The organism is Kitasatospora sp. NPDC058046, from assembly GCF_042885595.1.
In the GTDB taxonomy this organism is placed as follows: domain Bacteria; phylum Actinomycetota; class Actinomycetes; order Streptomycetales; family Streptomycetaceae; genus Kitasatospora.
The window spans coordinates 84,043-108,241 of sequence record NZ_JBHVRS010000025.1; the positions used below are offsets into that span (position 1 = coordinate 84,043).

17 protein-coding genes and 1 pseudogene are annotated in these 24,199 nt (G+C 69.4%); 11 read left to right on the forward strand and 7 right to left on the reverse strand.

Going from position 1 to position 24,199, the window contains the following annotated elements; all coding sequences use genetic code 11:
- The first annotated feature begins 83 nt into the window (after nt 1-83).
- The 4 genes from ACFVU7_RS36815 to ACFVU7_RS36830 all read left to right on the forward strand — a co-directional run bounded on the left by ACFVU7_RS36815 (nt 84) and on the right by ACFVU7_RS36830 (nt 4,620).
- On the forward strand, nt 84-2,294 hold the full coding sequence (locus tag ACFVU7_RS36815; protein ID WP_388049950.1) for a hypothetical protein: 2,211 nt from the start codon (nt 84-86) through the stop codon (nt 2,292-2,294).
- Nucleotides 2,291-2,737, forward strand: coding sequence for a hypothetical protein (locus ACFVU7_RS36820; RefSeq protein WP_388049952.1), 447 nt, complete (start codon nt 2,291-2,293; stop codon nt 2,735-2,737). Before ACFVU7_RS36815 ends, ACFVU7_RS36820 begins: the two co-directional genes overlap by 4 nt.
- Nucleotides 2,738-2,826: 89 nt before the next feature.
- Nucleotides 2,827-3,366, forward strand: coding sequence for a hypothetical protein (locus ACFVU7_RS36825; protein ID WP_388049955.1), 540 nt, complete (start codon nt 2,827-2,829; stop codon nt 3,364-3,366).
- A 177-nt stretch (nt 3,367-3,543) separates the two neighbouring features.
- Nucleotides 3,544-4,620, forward strand: a complete 1,077-nt coding sequence (locus tag ACFVU7_RS36830; RefSeq protein WP_388049957.1) for a hypothetical protein — start codon at nt 3,544-3,546, stop codon at nt 4,618-4,620.
- Between the two features lie 852 nt (nt 4,621-5,472).
- Here the strand turns inward: ACFVU7_RS36830 and ACFVU7_RS36835 are convergent.
- Together ACFVU7_RS36835 and ACFVU7_RS36840 are read right to left on the reverse strand one after the other, a co-directional pair.
- Nucleotides 5,473-6,561 carry a hypothetical protein gene (locus ACFVU7_RS36835; protein WP_388049960.1) on the reverse strand — a complete coding sequence of 363 codons (1,089 nt, stop codon included), beginning with the start codon at nt 6,559-6,561 and terminating at the stop codon, nt 5,473-5,475.
- Nucleotides 6,562-6,661: 100 nt separating this feature from the next.
- Nucleotides 6,662-6,853 carry a hypothetical protein gene (locus ACFVU7_RS36840; protein ID WP_388049963.1) on the reverse strand — a complete coding sequence of 64 codons (192 nt, stop codon included), beginning with the start codon at nt 6,851-6,853 and terminating at the stop codon, nt 6,662-6,664.
- Between the two features lie 131 nt (nt 6,854-6,984).
- Here ACFVU7_RS36840 and ACFVU7_RS36845 point away from each other — a divergent pair, with 131 nt between their 5' ends.
- Both ACFVU7_RS36845 and ACFVU7_RS36850 read left to right on the forward strand, forming a co-directional pair.
- A complete protein-coding gene (locus tag ACFVU7_RS36845; RefSeq protein WP_388049966.1) occupies nt 6,985-7,110 on the forward strand; it encodes a hypothetical protein in 126 nt (41 codons plus the stop codon).
- A gap of 1,151 nt (nt 7,111-8,261) precedes the next feature.
- On the forward strand, nt 8,262-9,518 hold the full coding sequence (locus ACFVU7_RS36850; RefSeq protein WP_388049969.1) for a NucA/NucB deoxyribonuclease domain-containing protein: 1,257 nt from the start codon (nt 8,262-8,264) through the stop codon (nt 9,516-9,518).
- Here the strand turns inward: ACFVU7_RS36850 and ACFVU7_RS36855 are convergent.
- Nucleotides 9,515-10,003, reverse strand: coding sequence for a hypothetical protein (locus ACFVU7_RS36855; protein WP_388049972.1), 489 nt, complete (start codon nt 10,001-10,003; stop codon nt 9,515-9,517). The two genes, ACFVU7_RS36850 and ACFVU7_RS36855, sit on opposite strands and share 4 nt — an antisense overlap.
- A gap of 222 nt (nt 10,004-10,225) precedes the next feature.
- Here ACFVU7_RS36855 and ACFVU7_RS36860 point away from each other — a divergent pair, with 222 nt between their 5' ends.
- Genes ACFVU7_RS36860 through ACFVU7_RS36870 form a run of 3 tightly spaced genes read left to right on the forward strand, consistent with a single transcriptional unit; the run spans nt 10,226 to nt 12,320 of the window.
- A complete protein-coding gene (locus ACFVU7_RS36860) occupies nt 10,226-10,369 on the forward strand; it encodes a helix-turn-helix domain-containing protein (RefSeq protein ID WP_388050066.1) in 144 nt (47 codons plus the stop codon).
- A 32-nt stretch (nt 10,370-10,401) separates the two neighbouring features.
- The gene (locus ACFVU7_RS36865) at nt 10,402-10,689 is read left to right on the forward strand and encodes a hypothetical protein (RefSeq protein WP_388049975.1); all 288 of its coding nucleotides are present in this window, start codon (nt 10,402-10,404) and stop codon (nt 10,687-10,689) included.
- The gene (locus tag ACFVU7_RS36870; protein ID WP_388049978.1) at nt 10,686-12,320 is read left to right on the forward strand and encodes an ISL3 family transposase; all 1,635 of its coding nucleotides are present in this window, start codon (nt 10,686-10,688) and stop codon (nt 12,318-12,320) included. The genes ACFVU7_RS36865 and ACFVU7_RS36870 overlap by 4 nt, the downstream gene beginning before the upstream one ends.
- A gap of 79 nt (nt 12,321-12,399) precedes the next feature.
- On the opposite strand, the gene ACFVU7_RS36875 is transcribed toward ACFVU7_RS36870, so the two are convergent.
- The 4 genes and pseudogenes from ACFVU7_RS36875 to ACFVU7_RS36890 form a co-directional block, all read right to left on the reverse strand.
- Nucleotides 12,400-12,981, reverse strand: a complete 582-nt coding sequence (locus ACFVU7_RS36875; RefSeq protein WP_388049980.1) for a suppressor of fused domain protein — start codon at nt 12,979-12,981, stop codon at nt 12,400-12,402.
- A 138-nt stretch (nt 12,982-13,119) separates the two neighbouring features.
- Nucleotides 13,120-13,317 (reverse strand): annotated as a pseudogene (locus ACFVU7_RS36880) (integrase core domain-containing protein); the annotation flags it as partial.
- 390 nt (nt 13,318-13,707) lie between these two features.
- Nucleotides 13,708-13,980: a hypothetical protein gene (locus ACFVU7_RS36885; RefSeq protein WP_388049983.1), complete on the reverse strand. Its 273-nt coding sequence runs from the start codon at nt 13,978-13,980 to the stop codon at nt 13,708-13,710.
- Between the two features lie 661 nt (nt 13,981-14,641).
- The gene (locus ACFVU7_RS36890) at nt 14,642-19,387 is read right to left on the reverse strand and encodes an SdrD B-like domain-containing protein (protein WP_388049986.1); all 4,746 of its coding nucleotides are present in this window, start codon (nt 19,385-19,387) and stop codon (nt 14,642-14,644) included.
- A gap of 828 nt (nt 19,388-20,215) precedes the next feature.
- On the opposite strand from ACFVU7_RS36890, the gene ACFVU7_RS36895 reads away from it, so the two are divergent.
- Nucleotides 20,216-20,473, forward strand: coding sequence for a hypothetical protein (locus tag ACFVU7_RS36895; RefSeq protein ID WP_388049989.1), 258 nt, complete (start codon nt 20,216-20,218; stop codon nt 20,471-20,473).
- Nucleotides 20,474-20,995: 522 nt separating this feature from the next.
- The gene (locus tag ACFVU7_RS36900; protein ID WP_388049991.1) at nt 20,996-23,962 is read left to right on the forward strand and encodes a hypothetical protein; all 2,967 of its coding nucleotides are present in this window, start codon (nt 20,996-20,998) and stop codon (nt 23,960-23,962) included.
- The last annotated feature ends 237 nt before the right edge of the window (nt 23,963-24,199 follow it).

Sequence of the window (24,199 nt, forward strand, 5' to 3'; positions counted from 1 at the left end):
TCGCAGCACGCCAACACGCCCTGGTCAAATGCCGGGAGGACGACCGCCTGCTCTCCCAGCGCCTCAGCGAGCACCTCACCGACTTGGGGCCCCGGCCGCATGCCGCCCTGGAAGCCGAACTCGCCCGCCTCGACGACAAGAAGACCGCCCTGCAGAACCGGCAACGCGAGCTCGCCCAGGACGCCCAGGACGCCGAAGCCGCCCAGCAGCACGCCCACAGTCGCATCCGGGCCCTCCACCAGGACCTCGTCGACCTGGCCGCCCTGATCGAGCGCGCGTTGCGGCTGGCGGCAGACGCCGCTGCCCTGCCCGGTCTCGAATCGGAGATCACCGATGCGGTACACGACGCCGCAGAGCACCGGCGCGCCGGCCAAGCGCACCGGCGACGCGGTGACCAGGCGCTCGCGAGGGTCGCGACGTTCGCCGCCGAGGTCCAGTGCTGCACCAACACGCGGACGAGGTGGCAGAACGACCTCGCCGAGATCCGGGCCGAGCTTGCGGACACCCCCACTCCTGCGGACGCCCCCACCGCCGCACCCGCCGGTGCCGAGCCGAAGGTCGCGTTGGGCAACCTGCGCACCCGCTGGCGCCAGGCCCTCCAGGACTGGAACTCCGGAGTCACCGACAAGAGCCTCCAACAGCGCCTCGACACCTGCAAGACGGCGATCACCGAACTCAGCGCCGCCCTCGACCGCTTCAGCGAGCCCGCCCGCACCCGCGCCGCACAGATCGCCACTGACACGGACGCGGCGGAACCCCAGCGCCGCACCGACCGCCGCGAACACGCGGAACAGGAACTGGACGCGGCGAAAGAGGCACGCACCGAGGCCAAGATCCTCCATCGGCAAGCCGAGGCGCGACTCGAGAAGGCCGAAGCCGCCCTGGCCCGGCTCGCAGAGCCGCCCGCCCTCCCCGCCTTCCCCACCGCCGTCGAGGCCCGCTCAGCCCTCGACACCGCGCGCCAGAAGCTGGACAAGGCCAAGGACGGCATCCACGAACGCGAACTCGCCGCCGAACGCCGTCGCCGTATGGCCGGCGCCACGGCCAACCGGGCAGACCTGCTCGCGCAGGCCGAACAGAGCCTCACGGCGGCGGCCGCCCGCTACCGCGGCGACGCCCCCGGCCAAGAAGACAACGACTCACCCCTGTCCACGGACGCCCTGCTGGCCGAGTACCACGACTTCACCGCACAGGCCGCCAGCACCCTGAGCACCGAGCAGGCCCGCACCCTCCAAGCGAAACTGACCACCGCACTCGACGAAGCGGCCAGCGCCCGCGACAGGCTCCAAAAAGCGCTCGACCGCGCCACCCGCGCCGTCGAGTCCCTCGCCAACCAGCCCGAGTACAACCAGGTCGTCAACGGACGACTCCTCGCCCAGCTGACCGACGACCTGGAATCCCCCACCCGCCTCGCAGCCCTCCTGGACGACATCCACGAACGCGAGCACGTCGTCACCAAGCAACTCGCCGAGATCGACGAAGACCAGATCCTCGTCGTCCGAGCCTGCCTCACCCTCGTCAAGTCCGTCTTCGACGACCTCAAAGAAGTCTCCCGCTACTCCCGACTGCCCCGCGGCCTCGGACAGTGGACGGACAAGCGCTTCCTCGACTTCGAGATCCGCCACGAGCCCACCGACGAAGAACTCGCCCGCCGGATCGCAGCGGAGATCGAGCGGCTCACCACCGCCCTCACCCCCAAAACCGGCAAGCCCGTCCCCTTGCCGGAAGCCATGGAACTGGCCAAGCGCCTGGCCTTGGCCGGCATCGGCGGCAACGGCAACATCGTCGCCAAGGTCATCAAACCCACCCAGAGCACAGACACCGTCGACCGCGAATCCGTCACCGCGATCAAGAAGTTCAGCGGAGGCGAACTCCTCACCACATCCGTCCTCCTCTACTGCACCCTCGCCCGCATGCGGGCCGCCCAACGCAACCGGAAGATCCCCGGAGGCGTCGGTACCCTCGTCCTCGACAACCCCTTCGGCAAAGCCAACTACCTCCCCTTCGTCGCCCTCCAACGCCGAGTCGCCGAAGCCCACGGCATCCAGCTCGTCTACACCACCGGAAGCAACGACCTCCCCGCCCTCGGCCGCTTCCCCCTGATCCTGCGCCTGCGCAACGGCGCCGCCGCCCGCACTAAGCAGCGCTACGTCCAGATCGAAGAACGCTACGGAAGCGCCGTCACCGACGCCCTCACCCGCACCGACACCGACACCACGACCACCGCCCGACTGCTGCGCCGCACCCGGCCGGCACCGGCCGGCCACGGCAGCCACGAGGCGGAGGACGAGTGACACCCGCCGAGCGCATGGCCCTGCGGCTCGCGCAGCACGGCCGCCGGCGGGTCGACTTCGACCTGCTGGCGGCCGCCGCCGACGAGGGCGACAGCAGCCTCTCGACCTCCCCGCACCGGCGGAGCATCCTCGCCGCGGCAGCCGGTGAACTCGCCGAGCGCAACCTCGCGACCCTGCCCAAAGGGAAAGAAGGCTGGGACACCGGCGCAGACCCGCCCCTTCCCCGATGGGTGGCCAGGACCACCGACCCCCGTCCCCGCCAGACCCCTCCCGCCCCCAGGGCCTGGGTTCCGGCACTCTCCTTTGCCAGCCGGCTTCGCCTGAGCCCGGCCGAGCGGCAACTCCTCGACCCGATCAACGCCCAGCTGCGCGACACCCCCACACGGAGATCCTCCCGCTCGCCGAACGTTCCTACCAGCTCTACGGTGACGAGAAGCGCCTGAACGGAATCGAGAAGAACCACCTCGGCAGGGCCGGGCTGCTCGACATCACAGCGCACCTGCGTGCACGCCCCACACCCCCGCCGCTCGCGATGGCCGAGCTCGGCCCGGCGCCGTGGATGCTCATCGTCGAGAACTCCGCCGCCTTCACCAGCCTGCGCAAGACCCTCCGCGCCTGGCCGGACCGCTCCCAGGCCGGCTGGCTGGCGTACGGCTCCGGCGACCAGCTCGTGGCATCCATCCCGACCGCGGCCGAAGCCTTCGAAGAACGCGCCCATCCCGTGACCGACATCCTCCTCTACGGGGACCTCGACATCGACGGCCTCGAATGCGGCCAGCAGACAAGCGCCAGAGCCGTTGAAGCCGGGCTCCCGCCCGTCGAACCCGCAGGAGGGCTCTACCAGGCGCTCCTCAAGATGCGTCCTCGCACCCTGGCACCTACCGGTCCGCAACGGCTCAAGGCCGCGATCACCTGGCTGCCGGAGTCACTCCGCACGAAAGCGGAGGCGCTCCTGAGCGGCGGCGAGGTGCTCCGCCAGGAGGCCCTGCCGCTTCCCGGACTCCGACGGCACCTCCACCACGGCCAACCCCTCCTGCCGCAGGTACGCGACGTGCAGGGCGGGCTTCCCTGAGAGCTTCGCACGGTTGAGGTAGCCAGGCGCGAAACGCCCGTTCCCGGAGGCCGTCGCGGAGACGGTGGCCGGGCGGGCGAACTGCACCCCCGCGTCTGGCGCCCAGGAATCGATCCACCCGTTTTGTGGCGTCTTCGCATGCCACGCTCCGCGCCGACGGGCGCCTATCGCGAACTCATGGACCTGACGGCTGCTGACGGGAACCCCGTCAGTGTTGCCCAGCTCGAACGCTGGCGCCGCTTGGGCCTGTTGCCCGCCCCCGACAGGGTGTTCCTTGGGGGGCGGGCTGGCACCCGCACCTCCTACCCGCAGGAAGTGAAAGACCTCGCCCGCGTGATGGCGCGCCGGCACCGGCCCGGCCGCCTGCTGGACGACACAGTCCTGCTCGCCTTCTTCTGCGACAGCGCGCGAATCCCAGAGATCCCACTGAAATCGGCACTTGTCAGGACGTACTTCCCCCAGCGGGAGCGCCACCGTGACGCGGTGGCCAGGATCGCGGACGCCGTCCCTGGCGACCCCGGCTCCGAGCGGGACATCTTCTACGACTGGGCGGAGGCCGAAGCCGCCCTCGACGTCGAGGAGGGCGGGATGGCCATCCGGAAGATGCGCGCGAACCTTCGCCGGCTGCCCGACCTCGCCCGCGCCTCGCGGGAAGAGGTCGACGGCGGCCTGGTCGGCGTGCTGATCCACCTCAAATCAGCCCGCCTGCCCGAAGACGACCTCGATCTCATGCGCGATCTGGAGGCCGCGATCGACCTGGATTCCGAGGAGTTCAGCCTCGCCCGCCTCGCCGTCTGGCAGTACGCGGCCACGACCCACGCGGGCCAGATGGGCCGCTTCGAGGAGACGAACGGAGAGAGGCGCCTCCACACGCTCTGCTACACCCCGCTGGACGAACTCCATCGTCTGCGGGACGAAGTGGTCGCTGCCATGCAGGAGACCTGGTGGCGCGCCACCGGCGGACGCCGAGGCGCCCTGGCCCTCGATACCGTGTCGATGGCCAGAAGCTCCGCTTGCGCCCTCGCCGAATGGACCACGGCCCGAAGGGCCCACCCGGAAGGCTCCTCGTTCGCCGACATCCACTTCACCGACAGCCTCCTCTACCTGGCCCGCGCCACCGCCATCGCGTGGCTGCTGAACCGCGCCGACCGCCGACCGGCCACGACGCCGCTGGTCGACAAAGCGGGCGAAGGACGTGCGGCGTTCATCGCCCGCACCACCGGGGCCACCGGCCGACGGCGCCGCACCCGCTGACCGACGCCACAGCGCCGGCGGGCAATGCGGAAAACCTGCAACCCGCCCGAACGGGAAGGTCGTTGGGGACTCTGCAGCAGTCCTACCCGGATGCGATGGCCGCCCGCTTCACCGTCTCGTGAGCAGGACCGTTCCGGCAACCGCACCGCTTGCAGATCGTTCCAATGCCACACATGGCGCTCACTTCCCGGGGCCGCGGGCGAACCACCGCCAGCACCGTACCGTGGAGTTCAAGGGATTCCTCGCCCGCATCGGCAAGGAGGCACCCGCCGGCCTGTACGTGCACCTGACCGGCGCGATGCATCGACGCACAGGACCGCCGCCATCCAGCTACGGCCGATCGCACACCACCGCTCCCATGTGCGCTTCACCCCGCGAGCTCCTCCTGACTCAACCGAGTCGAGCGGTGGTTCACACTGCTGACGGACAAGCAGACACTGCGAGGTGCCCACCGGAACGTCCAGGCCCTGGGGCCACACAACCTGGGCCAGACCCTCATATGACCCGACAAAATCAGACACACTGCGGTTGCTGCCAGCCTGGCTTTACTCCGCGATCACCGAGATGCACGCCGCGGCCGCGTAAGACGGCGCAGCGAGGTACAGGAGGACCGGGGTGGGTGCGTTCGAGGGTGGCGGCGTTGACGAAGCATCGGCGCTCGGGCATGGGCCGGATCGGGCGGTCAGAGAGGTTGGGGGCGAACCACGTTCCACGGGCGAGGACGAGTTCGTACATGGAGGCGGTACGTCCACCCGACGGTGGCGTCCCGGCCGGCCAGACGCTCCACTTCCACCTGGGCCTGCAGGAAGGCCAGCAGGTTCTGCTCGGCCGTGCCGCCGCCAGTCAGAGGTGTCACAGGCGCTCCACGGACCGTTCGGCGGCCTCGGTGGCGTGCACGAGGATGGAACGGAGGACGTCGACGGCGTTGCCGGGGTAGTCGGGAAGCTGCTTCCAGCGCTGGGCGGTCTCGATCAGGTCGGCGAAGGGGTCAAGTGCCAGATCCGGCCGGCCGGCGGTGAGCGCGACGGCGGCCGCCCCGTGCGCCTGGGCGGCGGTGCGAAGAGCTAGGCCCAGCGTGGAGTGCAGCCCGGCTGCGGTGACGTGCACCTCCTGTCGGGCGCTGCGGTCCACGAACGCGAGGAGGAGCTCGGTGGCCTCCAGCGCGGGGGCCGGGTCGAAGGACGCGGGGGTCGGTACGGCGACGACGGTATAGCCGCTCTTGGTCCACCGGGCGCTACCGGGGCCCCGGGTCTTGAGCGTGAAGGTGTTCTCCTCCTCGGTGACCCAGCGGTGCTCGCGCGGACGGTCGGCAGGGAGGAATTCGGTGTCGGCGGTGATCGCCGCCTCCTGCGCTCGGGGCAGGGTGCCGGCCGCCTGGATGGGGATGCCGCAGCGCACGACGACGAAGGTGGGGTGTGGGTCGGGCTGTGCCATCCGGACGGCTGCGGCCCGCAGGGCGGCGGCGGCATGCTCATGGGCCCGTGCGTGGAAAGAGGTGGTGCCCGGGCGCTGGTCGTACGGGGCGCCCTCCGCGGTCACGGTCTTCGGGGTCGCGGGCCGATTCGCCGGCGCAGTCGAGGGACGCACTGCCCGGCAGATCGTGATCTGGGCGGTGTTCGGGTTCCAGTCGGCGGTGTAGCCGTGCTGGTCCGCCTCGGCGGCGATCCGTGCGAATTGCTGGCGGACGGCGGGGTGGGCTCCTTCCCTCAGCTCACCGCCGGTCAGGTTGAGCCCGCTCGCGAATCGGTAGCCGACCTCCACCGTCATGGCGGCCTTCACGGTGCGCCCGCCCGTCTGGCCTCCCCAGGCCTTGGCGACGAATCCGCTGGTAGCAGTCCTGTTCGCGGGACGGTCCTCGGGCTCGTAGACCGGCAGGCCGAGGGCTGTGAGAAGGCGGTGCACTTCGTCGGTGCTGGTTTTGCGGACTGCGGGCGGCTTCATGCGGTGACTCCTGGGTGATCGTATGGGTGGTCCGTGGGCATCCGTCAAGCTGCGCGGCAGTGCGGTCAGGTCCGGGGTCGAGGGCCACGGTTCCGGCGGATCAGTCGGCCGGCTTCAGCGCAACCAGGTGGAATACCTCGCCGTCGAGGAGGAGGCTGTCGGTGAGCTTGGCCGTGAGAACGGCGTTGCGGTCATCCTTCGGCTCGAGGCGGAGCACGATGTGGATGTCGCGCAGGACCTCGCGGACCCGGACGGGCAGGCCGGCTAGGTCCGGGATCTCCAACGGGTCCATGGCGAGGGAGAGGGTTGCGGTCCGGGGCTTGTCGAACGGGGGGCATCCCCACGCAGACAGGGCCGAGCAGGCCGGCCCGCTCCAAGGCCTTCTTCGCGCGGTCGTGGCGGTCGACGGAGGCCAGGAACTCCTTGACGACGTCCCTGCCGAACGGCGTGCCCGCGCGGGCGATGTGTCGGCTGATCTCCATGGCGGGGGTGCCCTGGCGGTGCTCGCGCACCATGGCGGCCACGATCGCCCGCTTCTCGCCCAGGTAGTTGTCGATCTCGACGTTGATGTCCATGGTGCCGATCGTAGCGGTCGGACTGAATTCAGTCCAGACTGATTTACGTCCACACTGTGTCATGGACGTGGCCCGCCGACCCTGGACGGAATCGCGACGACGCTCACACGCGCCGTCGGAAAGGCCTACCCGGGTCGGTGGTCGGTCCTGGGGCCCTCAATGAGGGACCGTCGAGACGTCCGAAGTCAGCGGTGCGGGAGAGCCGGCCGCCGTCTGCCTGCCCGCATCAGCGCGCCTGGATTGATGTCCGATTTGAACACGCCTTCGCGACGGTCCATACACAGACCACCCCCACCAGGAGTCGAATCTCTGCTGACCCCTCATGAGAGCACGGTCTAACGCACAGCGGTAGAGAGCGATTTGGGGAGTTCGTGGGATCAGAGGCGGAACGGATCAGGTCCCCGGCCGGGACTTCTTTAGGCCAGGCGGCCCCGGGGAGGGTCGTATGATCCGGGAGTAGACGGTGAGCGGCTCCGCCAGGCTCGCACGCTCGCCGAGGCCATACAGTCCCTCGTACGGCGCGCGGGCAGGGCGGCCGGTGCTGAGGCCAGCCGGTGTAAACCAGGCGAGCGCGCGCCCTCGCCATCGAACCGGAGGGGCCTGCCGACCGGGCGCGCACCCTCTTCGCCGAGCCCGCCGGAGAGCCCGTCGTCGGCGATGGCCCCGTGCCGGCTCAGGGCGAGGGCGAAGTCAGTGTCCAGGTGGTGTGTGGCGCGTTGGCGGGGCCACACGGACTCCACACACACAGGGCCGCTCGGGCCTCGGCTGGGGCAATGACCGAGTGCCGCGCTGTCTTTCCCGGGCCACCCCCGGCAAGTTCGCGTGGCCCTCCAACGCCCGGCCGACCACGTCACCTACGTCCGCTACCCGGGCGCCGACCTCTCCACCGCAGCCAGCGCGTCCCGATCTACCACGGATGTCCCAAGGCTGAGGACGCCCTTCCCGGGCGGTTCGTCGCGGCGTAATGGCCATTGACCAAACCGCCATGGGGCGGAGCGATCTGCTCCGGCCCCCGCTACCTGACGAGCCTCTACGAACGCCGCCAATTCGCTGAGCTGTTCGATAATGTCGATTGTGCCCGACGCTTCGTCGGCTGCTCCTCAACCGCTTCTCGGAGGCGCCCGCATGCGCATGCTCCTGCCCAGATCCGGAACGCTTCGACTCCTCACCGGCGTGATCGCCTCGATCGCACTGCTTCTGACCAGCGCCCAAGCCGTCCAGGCCACGCCAGCCAAGGACACCTACACCGTCCAGATGGCGGACGCCGCGCACCCGCTGCCGATCGGCACGCACGTGGGCACACGGGAAGAGGCGGCCAGCGCGCTGGCCGCCGCAGCGAAGCCGAACATGGCCGCCGCCTCTCCGGCGGCCTCGTCCTCTCCGGCCTTGGCGGCCGCGATCGACGCACCGACCCTAGCCGACTGCCGCACCCTGTTCCCGAACGGCCCGGCCAACGCGACCACCACGCGGTTCGGCTGGTGCTTCGTCGCCACCTGCGGGTTCTACACGATCATCGACGGCGCGGTGGCCGGGCTGACGAAGTACAGGTGCACGATCGCCGGGCAGGCGAAGCGGTCGGGTAGCCGTACGGTGACCGCGCAGGTCGGATTCGACAACTGGGAGTTCGAGGGCATCACGCCGCCGTCGACCCTTGTCGTCGGGTGGACCAGCACCGGGAACGGCAACCCGGCATGCCTGATCCAGGAGAACGGTCTCAGCCCGGTCTCCAGCTTGCAGCGGCAGGCCGGCGAGACGATGAGCGTCACGGCGTACGACAACTCGGACGGGCTGACGGACGTGGAGAAGACGTCGCGCTGCAACCTGCAGGTGCAGGCGCACTCGGACATTCCGGTGTGGGGGCCGATCACCAACGTGAACGTCCGGCTCGACCAGGCGCCGTACCTGAACCGGAACGCGGGGTCGGTGTTCACAGGCCACGTCAACGTGATGGACCGGTACGTGATCTCGGGCAGTGCGGGGACGGTGGCGCGGCACATCCTGTGGGCCCAGGAGAGCTGGGTGTGGACGCGGCCGTTGAAGACGGACGGGGACAAGGTGATCCCGGGCAGCATCCACTCGGCGATCCCGCTGACCCGCCTGGCTCCCGGTGCCGGGACCGTGCAGCAGGACCGGTACAACCAGAACCGGTCGATCGTGACGGCGATGTGCGCGCAGTACTACGGGCAGCTGGCCGATGATCTCCAGTGCGACGAGTACCCGTTCGCGTCGACCTGGGAGGGTGCGGCCAAGGGCGACACCAACTACTCGGTCATGCCGGTGAACAAGACGGACAACCTGAGCGCCGGCGGGACTCTGTCAGCCTGGTATGCGGATGAGCGGATCCTCGACAAGGACGCGTTCTTCGTGGATATCGCCGACTAGCCCGGCCCCGCTGGCCAGAGCCGGATGTCGTAGAGGTCAAGCTCTGCGCCGTCCGGCTCTGTCGTCTGGGCGGTCCACAAGCCGCACATCCAGGTGCCGGGCTCGAGCGCAGGGAACTCGATGATCGGGCCGTGGGTGGGCGTCTCCACGAAGAGGGCGCGCCCTGCGGCGGTGCGGATCGGCTCGGTGCCTCGATGCGTCCACGCCGGGCCGGGGCCGTCCTGCGGGCCAGCGCATCGGGCAACGGAGAAGAGGCAGCGAGGCTTCCAGTAGCTCAGGCCGGGGGCGGCGAGGAGGTTGTCGGCGCCCGGGGTGAGCCGGTTGTTCCGTGGGATCGTCACTGTCCGGTCGTAACCGTCGTCGCGCGGGGCCCAGATGGTGAAGTGCTGGTAGTCAACCGGACCAGGGTAGCAGACGACGAGGTCGACGTCCTGAGGAAGCTCAAAGCGTCGCAGGTTCGCCCGGTCGCCGTTCCAGATTGTCACTCGGCGATCGTAGAGACTGTTGACGGGGCGCCGGGGGCGATGACCGAAGTTGACCGCGGGCGCCCGAGCTACGACACGCTCCGAACACGACCGCCCAGGCGTTCAGAAATCCTACGTCAACAACACCGGGTACTGACTTCGGCTCGTCAGGGTAAACCTTCGCGAGGTCCCTGATGGGTCTGGAGCGATGGCTGTATCCGGTGGTGTGAGCGCCGGGAGGTTATACGGGGCCAGGAAGCCGAGCTGTTCGAGCAGCAGGTCAAGCCGCCGGAGGTCGCGCGACGGTTGGGGGTGAGCCCGAAGCCGACCTACCGGTGGCACCAGTGGTGGAGGGAGGGCCGCACCGAGGCGCGGCCGGTGCGATGAACGCACGACTCGGCTCAGGCTAGATTCTCCGGGTGACCGACATCGACCCGCTGGTTCCTGCCCTCGCCGGACTTCTCATTGACAACCTCTGGTTCCTCGACAGCTGTGATGAGGACGAGGTGGATGCCGACTCTGCGGTGAGGGCGCTGGAGAGCGCCGCCTCGGCACTCAAGGAACTGCCGCCAGAGCAGCTCGACCGATTCCTGTTGGTGATCGGGAATCTGACGGAAGCTGAGACCGATTCCGGTAGGCGTTGTCGGCGTACGCATGGATGTGCTCAGCCACGTACGAGTGAACGGGCTCTGTCGCTGATCTTGTGACGCTGGAGCTGTTCGGTCGTTTCGGATGGGTGTGCGGTTCAGGGGGTTTGCGCGAGGTTTTGCCGCATCTGGCGGATGTGCTGGTCGAGTCGGTGCACCGGAATGCGGGCGTGGTTGTGCTGCGTACCCGCTCTCGTACGTGTTCGGCGCGGTGTCCGCGGTGCGGAAGGCTGTCGGGTCGAATACACGGCCGGTACGAACGGCGGCTCGCAGACGCGCCGTTGGGCGGGCTGCCAGTGGTGATCGTGGTGCTGATACGGCGGTTCAAGTGCCTGACGACCGAGTGCCCGGCGGTCACCTTCGCCGAGCAGATTCCGGGACTGACCCGGCCGCACGCCCGGCACACGCCCGTCCTGCGGGACCTGCTCGGCCGGGTCGCTCAGGCGCTGGCCGGACGGCCCGGTGCCCGGCTCGCCCGAAGGTTGGGCATGACCGCGGCGAAGGACACCCTGCTGCGGCTGCTGCGGACCACCGAGCTGACGGGCCCGGGGCCTGTCCGGGTCCTGGGCATCGACGACTTCGCCCTGCTCAAGGGCCACACCTATGCCACGCTGCTGGTCGACCTTGAGGCCCGCCGACCGATCGACGTGCTACCCGGCCGAGAGGCTGCACCGGTGGCCCGCTGGCTGGCCGACCACCCCGAGGTGCAGATCATCTGCCGGGACCGTGCCTCCGCCTACGCGGAAGCCGCCAGAACGGCCGCTCCTCAGGCCGTCCAGGTCGCCGACGCCTGGCACCTGTGGAACAACCTCGCCAAGGCCGTGGAGAAGACCGTCACGGGTCACTACGGCTGCCGCCGTGCCGCTCACCAGGCCGCACACCAGCCCGGAGAGCCGCAGCCGCCAACGGAACCGGACGGCATGCTCGATGTCCGCGGCCGGCCCCGCCGGATTGTCGCCACCATCCGCGAACGCCACCGCGCGGTCCAGGAACTCCTCGCCCAGGGCCGGTCCCTTCGCGGGATCAGCCGTGACCTGGACCTGGACTACTACACCGTCCGCCGATACGCCCGGACCGCGGACGCCGACGAGCTGCTGGTGAAGGTCACCCAGCGCCGGACCCTGCTGGACGACTACAAGCCCTACATCTACCGGCGCCTCACCCAGGGATGCCGCAACGCCAGCCAGCTCCACCGGGAGGTACGGGCTCAGGGCTTCCCCGGAGACAGGAGCGTGGTCAACTCCTATGTCCGTCTGCTGAAGCAGGGCATTGTCACAGCGCTACTGCCCCCGGCATCACCGAAACCCAGGAGAGCCCTGCGTTGGATCATGACCCGTCCCGAGTACCTTCGCCCCGACGAGGCCATCGGCCTGAAGGAGGTCCAGGCGGCCTGCCCCGAACTCGATGCCGCCGTTGGGCACGTCCGAGCCTTTGCCGCGCTCATGCACAAGCACCGTGGCGAAGACCTTGAAGGATGGATCGAGCAGGTCAGACGGCACGATCTGCCCGCCATGCGGCAGTTCGCCGACGGCCTCCTCCACGACTGGGACGCCGTCGTTGCCGGGCTGTCGAGCACATGGAGCTCCGGCCAGGTCGAAGGCCAGGTGACCAGGGTCAAGCTCCTCAAGCGGGCCGGTTACGGCCGGGCCGGGCTCGATCTCCTCCGCACCCGCATCCTTCTGAGGAACTGACCTGGCCGTCCGTTGTCGGCGAAGCTCGAGTGCTTCCGAGTTAGGTCCGGTCACCCCGAAGGGACGAGTGGGAGGCGGGTCAGACTACAGAAGTCCGTTTGGGATCCACGGGGTCGATCTCGTGTTCGTCGAAGAGTTGCTCAAGTGCTTCGTGGCCGTGTTCGCGGCGGAACGCGATCTCGGCCGCCGTCACTGGGAGAGTCCAGAGGATGCGCGCATGGCCTTCCGGCAGAGGGCAGCGTTCGAGGTCTGGCCCATGGAGGTAGGGCAGGCTGACGAGCAGGTGGTCGCAGGAGGACCCGGGGATCCACGGCTCGCCGATGGGCATGCTGTGCTCAAGGTCGAGATAGTGTCCAGCGTGGTAGTACGCGATCTTCGCGAGAAGGTCGACGAAGCTCTCGTCGCCGGCTGGAGCGGTCAGGGCAAACTCCAGTCCGTGCCCGTGCTTCTCTACTGCGGACCAGCAGCCGGCGGTGAGGTATGTCCAGCATTTGCCGCGTGGACCCGGGCTGGCCGCGATTATGCGGAGGCCAGGAAGGGCCAGCCCGTGACCAGGTCCCAGATCGTAGTCATGGGCCTGGATCTCATGACCGGCGAAGAAGTTGCGGACGTGCGACTCGACGGCCGCAATGGCCTGTTCCCTGCGCTTGGCTTCGGACATGTCGGCGATGATCTCACGTGGCCAGAAGGGCTGATTGGCAGACCGGCGGGGACCGAGCCATAGCGTCACAAGATCAGCGACAGAGCCCGTTCATCTGTACCTGGCTGGGCACTTCAACGAGTACGCGGACACCTGGTCGGCGAACTGGCCGACCTGGTCAAGGAGTTCGCGTCGCAGACTCCTGCGGAACCGCTCGATCTTCCCTGTGGTGGTGGGCGATCGGGGCTTGGTGAGGCGGGCGGTCACGCCGTTCTCGCGGCAGATCCGCTCGAAGAGCACCTCTGCGGGAAACGGCTTGGTGAAGCGGCCGGTGAACTGCTTGCCATTGTCCGTGAGGCGCCAGGGAGATCTGCCCGGGGCCCGGCTGTCGCGGATCGTGCCCGCCCGTCGTGGCAGGTCCTCGGGGCCGCGGCCAACGGGTACCTCCCGGACGCCTCCGTAGGCTCGGATCAGGCTCGCCTGCGGGCGTGCAGGCTTCTCGGCTGGCCTTTTGCCAACGGTTCCCTGGATCGCCTCGTACTGTTCTCGGAAGTGGCACCATCTCTGGTCGCACTCGGTTCGCCGGAAGTCCAGCACTGTGGTGAACTGCTCGGCGAGTATCTGGTCCCCGCCCGACCTTCCGGACTTCAGGGGGCTCCTTGCGGACCCCTGCCGCAAGGCAGAGGCGTCTGTCCGTCGTGCTTGGGCCCGGTACGGGCTTCCGCACCGGGCGCAGGGGCGTTTGCGTTACTTCGGGGCCTTGCGGCAGGCGTCCGCCGCGGTGACGGCGGGGATGTAGTCGTCCCTCATGAGGTGGTAGCAGTCCTTGAACGCCGCCTCGCCGCCGCCCGCGGCGGTCTTGCAGGCGTCCTCCACGAGTTCTTTGGTGGCGTTCGGTTCCTTGTTCGTCACGTGGCTGGTGCACCCCTGCACGGTCGCGCTCGCGGCGGGGGCTGCGGCGACGAGGCCGCCCAGGGCGAGGGAGAGGGTGCCGCCGGCGGCAGCGATGCGTCGGGCCATTCTCATGACGATCAGATCTTTCTGGGAGAGGGTGACTTGATGGGCCGAAGGGAGCGTAGTTCGCCCGCAGATGCCGACCCGGGACATGTTCTACCGAGCCATGGGCGTTACCTGTCCGGATGCCGCGCCGGTACCTGGCCGGGATCACTCGAAGTTGTTAGTCGGGAAGTGGGGAATTGACGGAGTGTCCTGGGAGCCGCCAGTGACGAGACCCACGGCCGGAGTGCAGGGCCGACAGCGTCACGGTTGCTGTGGAGTCGGAACCTGTGCCTCGCTCACGATCCTCGGTGCACGGGAGACCGGTCCGGCGATGCTGTGCCGGGCGGTCGACTCCACTCTCGGCAACTTCGGCGCCACCGCCGTCGCCACCGTCGGCGGCGGCCCGTCGATGCCTCGCCGGTCCGAGCGAATCGCCTTCACCCGCTCCACGAAGGCGGGGTTCGCGCCTCCCGCTGCCGGTGTCCGTCCCGAGGGTGTCCTCCTGCGGTTCGAGCAGGCCGTGGATCTCCTGGCGGCGTCGAGTTGACCGGTGGTTCCGGACGGGGGACTCGTCGACGACGCATGCACTCTGCGCTTCGGACGGGGCCGTTCGGCAAAGCGACAGGTGGCGCCGCGGGAGCGGCGCCACCTGTGGCCGGCTGTTCAGTTGTTCATCGTCGGGTCAGCTGTGGCGGCCCGGCCTGCGGTAGGCGACGAAGCACAGGGTGCCGCCGCCGAGGACGGCGATGGCTCCCAGGACGGAGACGAGCGTGTTCGAGGAGGAGGCGCCGGTGTGCGGCAGGGTGCCGCTCGGCGACGCGGTCGGGTGGTGGGTCGGGCTGTGCGACGGGGGCCCGGAGTGAGTCCCGGACGGCGTCGGTGCCGGGGAGTTGGTCGGACTCGGTGACGCGGTCGGGCTCGGTGACGCGGTCGGGGACGGGGAGGCGGTGGGCGAGGGGGAAGTGCTCTGGAGGGTGACGCCCATGTCGAGGTCGAGGACGTGCTGGCCGCCGGTGACGGTCACGGATCGGGTGATCCCGGTGACCGGGTCGGCGGAGGACTGCTTGGTCGGGTCGGTGCCCTGGGACTGCTTGGACACCCTGGCGCCCTTGGGCAGGGTCGACAGGTCGAACTGTACCTGGTAGGTGCCGTCCGGCAGGCTGTCGAACAGGTAGCGGCCGGTGGAGTCGGTGACGGTGCTGATCGGCTTGCCGTCGGCGTTCAGCACCGGCTTTCCGCTGCCGTCCAGGAGGTTGACCTTCACCCCCGCCACGCCGGTGTCATTGCCCTGCTGGATGCCGGAGTCGTTCTTGTCGAGCCAGACGAAGTCACCGATCGAGTTGACCGGCTTCGGCGCTTCGACGATGCCCATGTCGAGGTCGAGGATGCGCTGGCCGCCGGTGACGGTCACGGACCGGGTGATCCCGGTGACCGGGTCGGCGGAGGACTGCTTGGCGGGGTCGGTGCCCTGGGACTGCTTGGACACCGAGGCGCCCGGCGGCAGCGTCAGCAGGTCGAACTGGACCTGGTAGCTGCCGTCGGGGAGGTTGTCGAACAGGTACTTGCCGTCGGCGTCGGTGACGGTGCTGATCGGCTTGCCATTGGCGTCGAGGACGGGCTTGCCGTTGCCGTCCAGGAGGTTGACCTGGATGCCCTGGACGCCGATGTCGTTGCCCTGCTGGATGCCCGACTGGTTCTGGTCGAGCCAGACGAAGTCACCGATCGCGTTGTTGTTCTTCGGCGGCTCGACGATGCCCATGTCGAGGTCGAGGACGTGCTGGCCGCCGGTGACGGTGACAGACCGGGTGATCCCGGTGACCGGGTCGGCGGAGGACTGCTTGGCGGGGTCGGTGCCCTGGGACTGCTTGGAGACCTTGGCGCCCGGCGGCAGGGTCGACAGGTCGAACTGCACCTGGTAGCTGCCGTCCGGAAGGCTGTCGAACAGGTACTTGCCGTCGGCGTCGGTGACGGTGCTGATCGGCTTGCCGTCGGCGTTCAGCACCGGCTTGCCGCTGCCGTCCAGGAGGTTGACCTTCACCCCCGCCACGCCGGTGTCGTCGCCCTGCTGGATACCGGAGTCGTTCCGGTCCAGCCAGACGAAGTCACCGATCGAGTTGACCGGCTTCGGCGCTTCGACGATGCCCATGTCGAGGTCGAGGATGCGCTGGCCGCCGGAGACCATCACCGACCGGGTGATCCCGGTGACCGGGTCGGCGGAGGACTGCTTGGCGGGGTCGGTGCCCTGGGACTGCTTGGACACCGAGGCGCCCGGCGGCAGCGTCACCAGGTCGAACTGGACCTGGTAGCTGCCGTCCGGCAGGCCGTCGAACAGGTACCGGCCGTTGGCGTCGGTGACCGTGGTGATCGGCTTGCCGTCGGCGTCCAGCACCGGCTTGCCGCTGCCGTCCAGGAGGTTGACCCGGATGCCCTGGACGCCGATGTCGTTGCCCTGCTGGATGCCCGACTGGTTCTGGTCGAGCCAGACGAAGTCACCGATCGCGTTGTTGTTCCTGGGCGGCTCGACGACGCCCATGTCGAGGTCGAGGATGCGCTGGCCGCCGGAGACCGTCACCGGCTGGGTGCGTCCGGTGTCCGGGTCGGCGGAGGACTGCTTGGTCGGGTCGGTGCCCTGGCGCTGCTTGGACACCTTGGCGCCCGGCGGCAGCGTCGACAGGTCGAACTGGACCTCGTAGGTGCCGTCGGGCAGGTTGTCGAACAGGTACTTGCCGTTGGCGTCGGTGACCGCGGTGACGGGCTTGCCGTCCTTGTCGCGGATGAGCTGGCCGTTGCCGTCCAGCAGGTTGACCGTCACGCCCGCGACGCCGGTGTCGTTGCCCTGCTGGACGCCGGAGTCGTTCTTGTCGTGCCAGACGAAGTCGCCCAGCGCGTTGTTGGAGGGCGTGACGCGCTTGACGGCGACGCCGACCTTGGCGGGCTCGGCCGGCAGCAGCTGGCGGCCGGCGTTGTCGGTGGCGGTGTAGGCGAAGCTGTTCCAGGCGTAGTCGCCCTCGGGGGCGTCGTAGGAGGCGGTCATCGGCCAGGTGAGGGTGAAGGACTCGCCGGGGGCCATGGCGCCGGGACGGTGGATGCGGAACCAGGTGGCCGTGCCCGGGCCGGGGAAGGTGGTGCTCCAGACCGCGGCGCTGTTGCAGCCGGTGCGGTCGACGATCACGGCCTCGACGCAGGGGTTGGGGTCGGTGCTGTACTCGATGACGACGGTCGGGTCGCTGGCGGTGATCGCCTGGGTGAGCGAGGGGGTCCAGGCGCTGCCGCGGGCGGCGTCCTGGGTGAGCACGTAGTTGTCGCCGGGGGTGGGGAGCTTGTCGTAGGCGATGAAGTCGGTGACCGGGTCCGGGGAGTCGTTGCGGACGGTCATCCGCCAGGACGTCTGGCCGCCGGGGGTGGCGGTGCCGATGGTCATGTAGTCGGCGTCGAGGTCGCCCTTGACCTCCTTGTAGGAGCGCAGCACGGCCGGGGCGTCCACCCGGATCTGGGAGGAGGCGTGGCAGAGCAGTTCGGTGGTGTCGCCGTTGCCGTTGAGGTCGAGGACGTCGGGGGTGCTGCCGCTGTCGGAGCCGGAGTACATGCAGGCGACGGGGTGGGTGGGCTGGTCGACGGTGACGTAGACGTCGTTGGTGAGGTCGCCGGCGCGGACGCTGTTGGCGACCTGGACGTCGAAGAGCATCCGGTAGGCCAGCGAGTCGTGGTAGTAGGTGGAGTCGGGGGCGCCGGCGGGCCATTCCATCTTGACGAGCTGGCGGCCGTCGGGGCCGGGGGTCACGGTGATCGAGGAGGGGGCTTTGGCGTCGGGGTAGTTGGGGTCGGGCCGGGCGGAGCCGTCGATGTAGACGACGCCGGCGGGCAGCAGGTCGTAGAGGACGAGCGGGCGGTCGAGGTCGTGGGCGCTGCGGTTGTACGGGATGACTTGGAAGGTGGCCTTGCCGCCGGGGGTGGAGAGTTCGCCGGCGACGGTGGTCTTGGCGGCGCCGAGGTTGGTGGCCTGGGTGATGGTGGTCTGGGCGCAGGCGTTGGCGGTGGAGGTGTTGGTGCCGTCGGTGGCGCTGGTGTCCACGCAGTTGGTGAGCGGGGTGGGGGCTTGGCGGCCGTCGTGGCCGGGGGTGGCGATCTGGGTGACCAGTTGGACGGCGTTGCCGGGGCTCCAGCCGGTGGGGATGGGGCCGTTCCAGGTGAGCCTGAGGCCGTCCAGCCACTGTCCGGCGGGGATGCCGAGCACGTCGCCGGCGGGGTTGCCGGCGCCTTCGGCGAAGGTGACGACGCGGGCGGTGGAGCCGTTGAACGGGGTGCCCGGGGTGAAGGTGTGCCAGGTGGGGTCGCCGTTGAGGCGGTACTGCAGGGTGAGCTGGATGCTGGTCGGGTTCCACGGCTCCAGCTGGATCGTCTGCGGGAAGACCCAGTTGTAGACGCCGTCGGTGGAGCCCGCTCCGGGGTCGGTGATGGTCAGGCTGGTGGCCGGGCCGGCGGTGTTGGTGGCGGAGAGGCTGAAGGAGTTGAGGTCGCCGCTGGTGGTGGTGTCGCGCCAGGTCTTGCTGGCGGTGACCACCACGCCGGTCACCGGGGGCTGGAACGTCGGGGTGGTGGCGTTCGCGGTGTCGAGCTGCCGCTCGGCCTCGCCCAGCGGGGCGCCGAGCAGGTCCACGGTGTTCTGGGAGGTGGTCCCGTTCGGGAAGGAGGCCTCCGGGTAGTTGACCACCAGCACGCCGGGCGAGCGGCAGCCGCCGCGGCCGTTGCCGGAGATGAACGGGCCGATGTCGTAGCCCCAGGTGTTCGGGCCGGGCGGCACCTGCGTCCAGCCCGGCGAGCGGCTGGTGTCCACCACCGCGCCGGGCGGCAGGGTGTCCAGCAGCCGGCTGGTGTCCAGGTCGACGTTGGGCACGTTGTCGGTGGCGCAGGGGCTGAACTGGTAGGTGACGGTGCGTCCGTCACTGCTGGAGGTCTGGACGCCCTTGGTCACCGTGTACTGCGGCTGCACCTGCGCCGTGGTGTTCGCGGTGGCGGTCTGCGAGGTCTCGCCGGTGGCCGACATGGTGGCCGAGTTGGTCGAGGTGGTGCCGTTCGGGGTGCTGAAGTTCGGGTACTTCATCAGCACCGTGACGGTGGCGGTGGTGCCCGGGCTCAGGTTCTGCAGCTTGATGTCCATCGTGCCGCCCATCGCGCCCGCGGCGGGCACCGTGGAGGCGGCCACGTCGACCGAGGACGGGTCCGGCGTCCAGCCGAGGAACTGCATGTTCGACGGCAGGGTGTCGAGGATCTGACCGCCCGTGCACTCGGTGATGGAGCAGGTGTAGCGCAGCGTGTAGGTGACGTTCTCCCCCGGGGAGACGGTCGCCTTGTCCACGCTCTTGGTGAAGGAGATCGCGGCCTGGGCCGGTGGCGCCAGCACGCTGCTGCTCAGCAGTGTGCCCGCCACCAGGCCCAGGACAGAGGCGACCCGTCCAACCCGGAATGGAATTCGCATACCGCCCAGTTCATCCGGCGGGCCCGCTCGCCCCTTGACGGCACGTGCGCGACCGGTGGTGAATCACCTTCTCGGCGGACGCCCGTCCGGCGGCCGGACCCCTCGTGTGCCCCGCCGGCCGGGACGGTGTCCGGCCCCGACGCCACGGCTCCCGGGTCACCAGGACCGCCGTGAACAGAGCAGGTCACGGCCGGTGTGCACCAGGCAGGTGAATCCCGCTCCGCTGTCCGGGGCGATGGCCAGGGGCGGGCGATCACCGCTGACATCTTGACAACTGTACGCTCTTCGATCAGTCCCGAGCTTGCCCATTGACCGGGTCGGCACATCGGGATGGCTCCAAGTCCCGACAGGGCCAAGCCGAGATACCCGACAAGGGCCGGCTCGCCGGCTCCCTTCTCGTCGACCGGACCGCACGGTGCAGGGCCACGGCCGCCAACAGCTCAAGCAAACGCCTGGGTTTGCGATCCGGCTGCTCGGGACCGTGTAGTACCTGGGTGCCTTCCTCCGTGACCATGCCACACAGCCTGAGCCAGTCCCAGTTCGCGCCGTTCCGGCGAGATCGGGGGCCGGCGATCGAGTGAGCTGGCGAAGGTGGGCGGGGTGTCGGCAAGGACCGGCGTCGAGCCGTCGGTATCCTCTGGTCGCGAGCCCGGGCCGCGCCTCCCCTGACAATCGCGGTCAGGGCTCGCCTATATGGAATTGTCAAGCGCTGGGTTTTCAGCGGCCGTTGAACGCTGGACTTTGCGCGATTCCGTGAACGCGGCCGGTGGATCTTGATGATTGTCGATCGCGATGGGTGTTTGCGCTGACGTGCTGGCTCTCCTGCTCCCGCAGTTCGTGCTGCTGAGCGTGGATTCGATGAACAGCGTGTCCTGTGTGGCGGTGGATCGTTGGAGCGTTCCTGACAGCCTGTGGGATTCAGTGGAGCTGTTGCTGTCGGTGGCTCGAGTGCGGACGCAGGGTGGTGGGAGGGCAAACCTGGACGACGAGGCGGTGCTTGCCACGATCGTCCATGTGCTGACCTCCGGGTGCGCGTGACGGCATCTGCCGCCGTGCTTCGGGCTGTCGAGGTCGACGGTGCGCCGCCGGTTCACGATCCGGACCGGGGACGGGCTGGGGAGCCGGCCGCGGCGGGCGGTACCGGAGTCCATGACCAGCATGGTCTGATCCTGTTGGTCCAGGCCCTCCAAATGAAACCTGAGGTTTTCCCGGGACGTGGAAGGTTTCCGGAGGCGGCCTGCCGGCACTCCAGCGTTGGCCGCCTCGACGCATTTCCGGGGCCGGCGCAGGGCCCCGTTCGGAAAGGAACCTCCATATGGCGAACCACATGCTCTTGCTCGCTGCGGTTGGCGCCGACGATAGGCCGGTGGGGACCGGGGCGCAAATTTTGGGCCGCCATACGGGGGAATCACGTCCTGCCGGTGCGTTGAGGGAGGGAGTGCAGGTGGAAGCATCGCGCGCGGACGATCATGCGAAACGTCCGGAAGTACGCAGGGGGACCAACCGAGCCAGATCGGACACCACACGATGCGAACAGATCGAGCGGGCAGGCCCGGGCGGGTGACCCGCAGCCTGCTGCGCAGGGCGGGCGCCGCCGTTACCGCCCTCACCCTCGTGGCCCTCGGCTCCGTCGCCGCCACGACCCCGGCGCACGCTGCCACGACCACCACGTGCGGCTACGCCAACGCGGGCAGCGGACGGTACGCCCCCACGCTGTGCTGGTTCGACTTCAGCACCCTGGACGCCTCCCAGGCCGTCGGTCCGGCCGGCCAGGCGATGGAGATCGCCCTGCCTGACGGGGCCACCATGCGCTTCAGCCTCAAGGCGAGTGGTGGCACGGTCGCACCGCACGCCTTCCCGACCTACTCGGGCGCCTACCTGGGCAATGGCGGCCACTACACCGGTGTGCCCGGCGAGCCGGCCCTGTACCAGACCAGCTACAAGACCGTCACCACCCTGACTCTGAGCGGCATTCAGGTCACCGACGCTCAGGGCCAGGTCATCACCGGCTACTCCCTGGTCGGCGCTGACGCCGAGACCACCGACTCCGGGGAATCGATCACCTGGCGCTCCTCCAAGCCGATCTACTCGCTGACCGCGAACGGCTCCGACACGGGCCTGGGCAATGCCTGTGATGCCGGCCTCACCGGCCTCGGCACCACCGAGGTGACCTGTTCGGCGCGGACCAACTCCGTCAAGACCGGCACTGCCATCCTGGCGAGCCAGGCTCCGGATACCTTCAGCCAGCAGCTGAACGGCGGCGGCAAGCAGGCCGTGGCCTTCGGCGTGCTGATCTCCCAGGTGCAGATCGCCAAGAAGGTCGCCTCCCGTTTCGACGGTGACGACTTCCGGGTGTTCGTGGAGAAGCCGGACGGCAGCGCGCGGCTGGAGGAGGCGGTCACCGGTTCGGCCGGCACCAGCGCCACCACCCCCGCGCACAAGACCGTCACCAGCGCGGACGGTGCCCTGTTCGGGTTCGGCGAGGAACTCGTGTCCGGCGACGCGCGCAACTACACGGCCTCCTGGAACTGCACCAGCAACGTCGACAACCCCACCCTGCCCAGCGGCGACGCCGGGACAGCCAACCAGGTACGGGTCGGCGTCGGCGAGGCCGTCTCCTGCACCATCACCAACACCGCCAAGAACGCCGCGCTGTCGCTGCAGAAGAAGGCCGGGACGCCCAAGGACGTCAACGGCGACGGCATCATCTCCGCCGGTGACACCATCGACTACACCTTCGACCTGAGCAACACCGGCGACACCGTCCTCACCGACCTGACCGTCACCGACACGAAGGCGGGCCACATCACCTGCCCGCCCGGCGAACTGGCCCCGGGCGCCACGATCACCTGCACCGCCGACGCGCCGTACGTGATCACCGCGCAGGACCAGAGCGACGCAGCGGCGAAGAACTCCGCCACCGCCTCGGCCTCCCCGCCCGGCACCACGCAGCGGATCACCTCCGACCCGTCCAGCACCTCCACGCCGGTGGACACCCCGCGGCCGGCCCTCGCGCTGGCCAAGAGCGCCGACCCGTCCGCCGCTGCCGACTACCGGACGGGCCAACGGATCACCTACAGCTTCACCGTGACCAACACCGGAAACGTGCTGGTACGTGACGTCGCCGTCGGCGAGGGCGCCTTCTCCGGCACGGGGAAGATGTCCCCGGTCAGCTGCCCGGAGGCCGCCAGGGCGCTCGCCGTCGGCGCGCAGGTGGTCTGCACCGCCACCTACACGCTGACCCAGGCCGACGTGGACGCCGGCCACATCACCAACACGGCGACCGCCACCGGCACCCCGCCCGGCGGCACCCCGGTCAGCTCACCGCCCGCCACCGAGCAGATCCCAGTGCTGAGCGGCCCGGGCATCAGCGTCAGCAAGAACGTCTCCCCGTCCAGCGTCGGCAAGGCCGGAGAGACGGTCACCTACTCCTTCACCGTGACCAACACCGGCAACGTGACGCTCACCGACGTGACCGTCACCGAGGGCGCCTTCACCGGTACAGGCAGCATGTCCCCGATCACCTGCCCCGACGTCGCCAAGGCGCTGCCTTCCGGCGCGCAGATCGTCTGCACGGCCACCTACACCCTGACCCAGGCCGACGTGGACGCCGGCAAGGTCGACAACAGCGCCACCGCGACGGGCACTCCGCCCGGCGGCGGTACGCCGATCACCTCACCGCCCGCCACCGGCACCGTCATCGCCCCGCCCCACCCGGCACTGACGATCGACAAGAGCGCCGACACGGAGGAACTGGTCGTCGACGAGACGATCACCTACTCCTTTACCGTGACCAACGCCGGCAACGTCACCGTGACGGACATTGCGGTCGGCGAGGGCACCTTCACCGGCGCAGGCCAGATGTCCGCGATCACATGCCCGGAGGGGGCGAAGTCGCTGGCCCCGGGCGCGAAGGTGGTGTGCACCGCTACCTATACCGTCACCCAGGCCGACGTGGACGCGGGCAAGGTCGACAACAGCGCGACCGCGACCGGTACTCCGCCAGGCGGCAGCCGGATCACTACGCCGCCCAGCGGCACCCAGGTCCCGTCCAACCCGCAGCCGGGCCTGAACCTGGTGAAGAAGGCCGACAGCGAGTACGCCGCCCGCGCCGGGCAGAGGATTACGTACACCTTCACCCTCACCAACACCGGCAACGTGACACTGGCCAACCCGGCCGTTCGCGAGGGCGCCTTCACCGGCCACGGCACCCTCAGCCCCGTCATCTGCCCCCGGCAGACGCTGACCCCAGGGCAGCACCTGGAGTGCACCGCGACGTACACCGTCGTCGCCGCCGACCTCGGCACGGCCCTGCGCAACACCGCCACCGCCACCGCCACCACCCCCGGCGGAGGCACAGCCGACTCCGACCCGTCCACCGCGACCGTCGACACCGGAAACCCGGCACACGGGCAACTGCCCCACACCGGCGCCAACGGTGAACTGGCTGCCACCGCAGCGGCGTTGGCCATCAGCGGCGGCGTTGTCGTCCTGTTCGTCACACTCCGCAGGCGCCGCCGTGCGTAGAAGGTAGCGGAGCACTCCGTACGACCGGGGCGGGGCACCGCTGGAGAGCAGTGCCCCGCCCCGCCTTGCACATCGATGCCGGGGCGCGGTCGCCCCCACAGGTACTGAGGCCATCAGGGTGCGGCTCAGGGCTCGCTTCAGCCCTCCCGGAACTCCTCGGCCGCCCCGGCGGTCCTGGGGAGATCGGAGGCGACCACCACCGCGATCGTGGCTGCTCGACGGCATCCACCGCGTACA

Coding starts and splice junctions, on each gene's coding strand:
- ACFVU7_RS36825 (WP_388049955.1), top strand. CDS start 2,827: ATGGCCGAGCTCGGCCCGGCGCCGTGGATGCTCATCGTCGAGAACTCC.
- ACFVU7_RS36830 (WP_388049957.1), top strand. CDS start 3,544: ATGGACCTGACGGCTGCTGACGGGAACCCCGTCAGTGTTGCCCAGCTC.
- ACFVU7_RS36835 (WP_388049960.1), bottom strand. CDS start 6,561: ATGAAGCCGCCCGCAGTCCGCAAAACCAGCACCGACGAAGTGCACCGC.
- ACFVU7_RS36840 (WP_388049963.1), bottom strand. CDS start 6,853: ATGGACCCGTTGGAGATCCCGGACCTAGCCGGCCTGCCCGTCCGGGTC.
- ACFVU7_RS36850 (WP_388049969.1), top strand. CDS start 8,262: ATGCGCATGCTCCTGCCCAGATCCGGAACGCTTCGACTCCTCACCGGC.
- ACFVU7_RS36875 (WP_388049980.1), bottom strand. CDS start 12,981: ATGTCCGAAGCCAAGCGCAGGGAACAGGCCATTGCGGCCGTCGAGTCG.
- ACFVU7_RS36885 (WP_388049983.1), bottom strand. CDS start 13,980: ATGGCCCGACGCATCGCTGCCGCCGGCGGCACCCTCTCCCTCGCCCTG.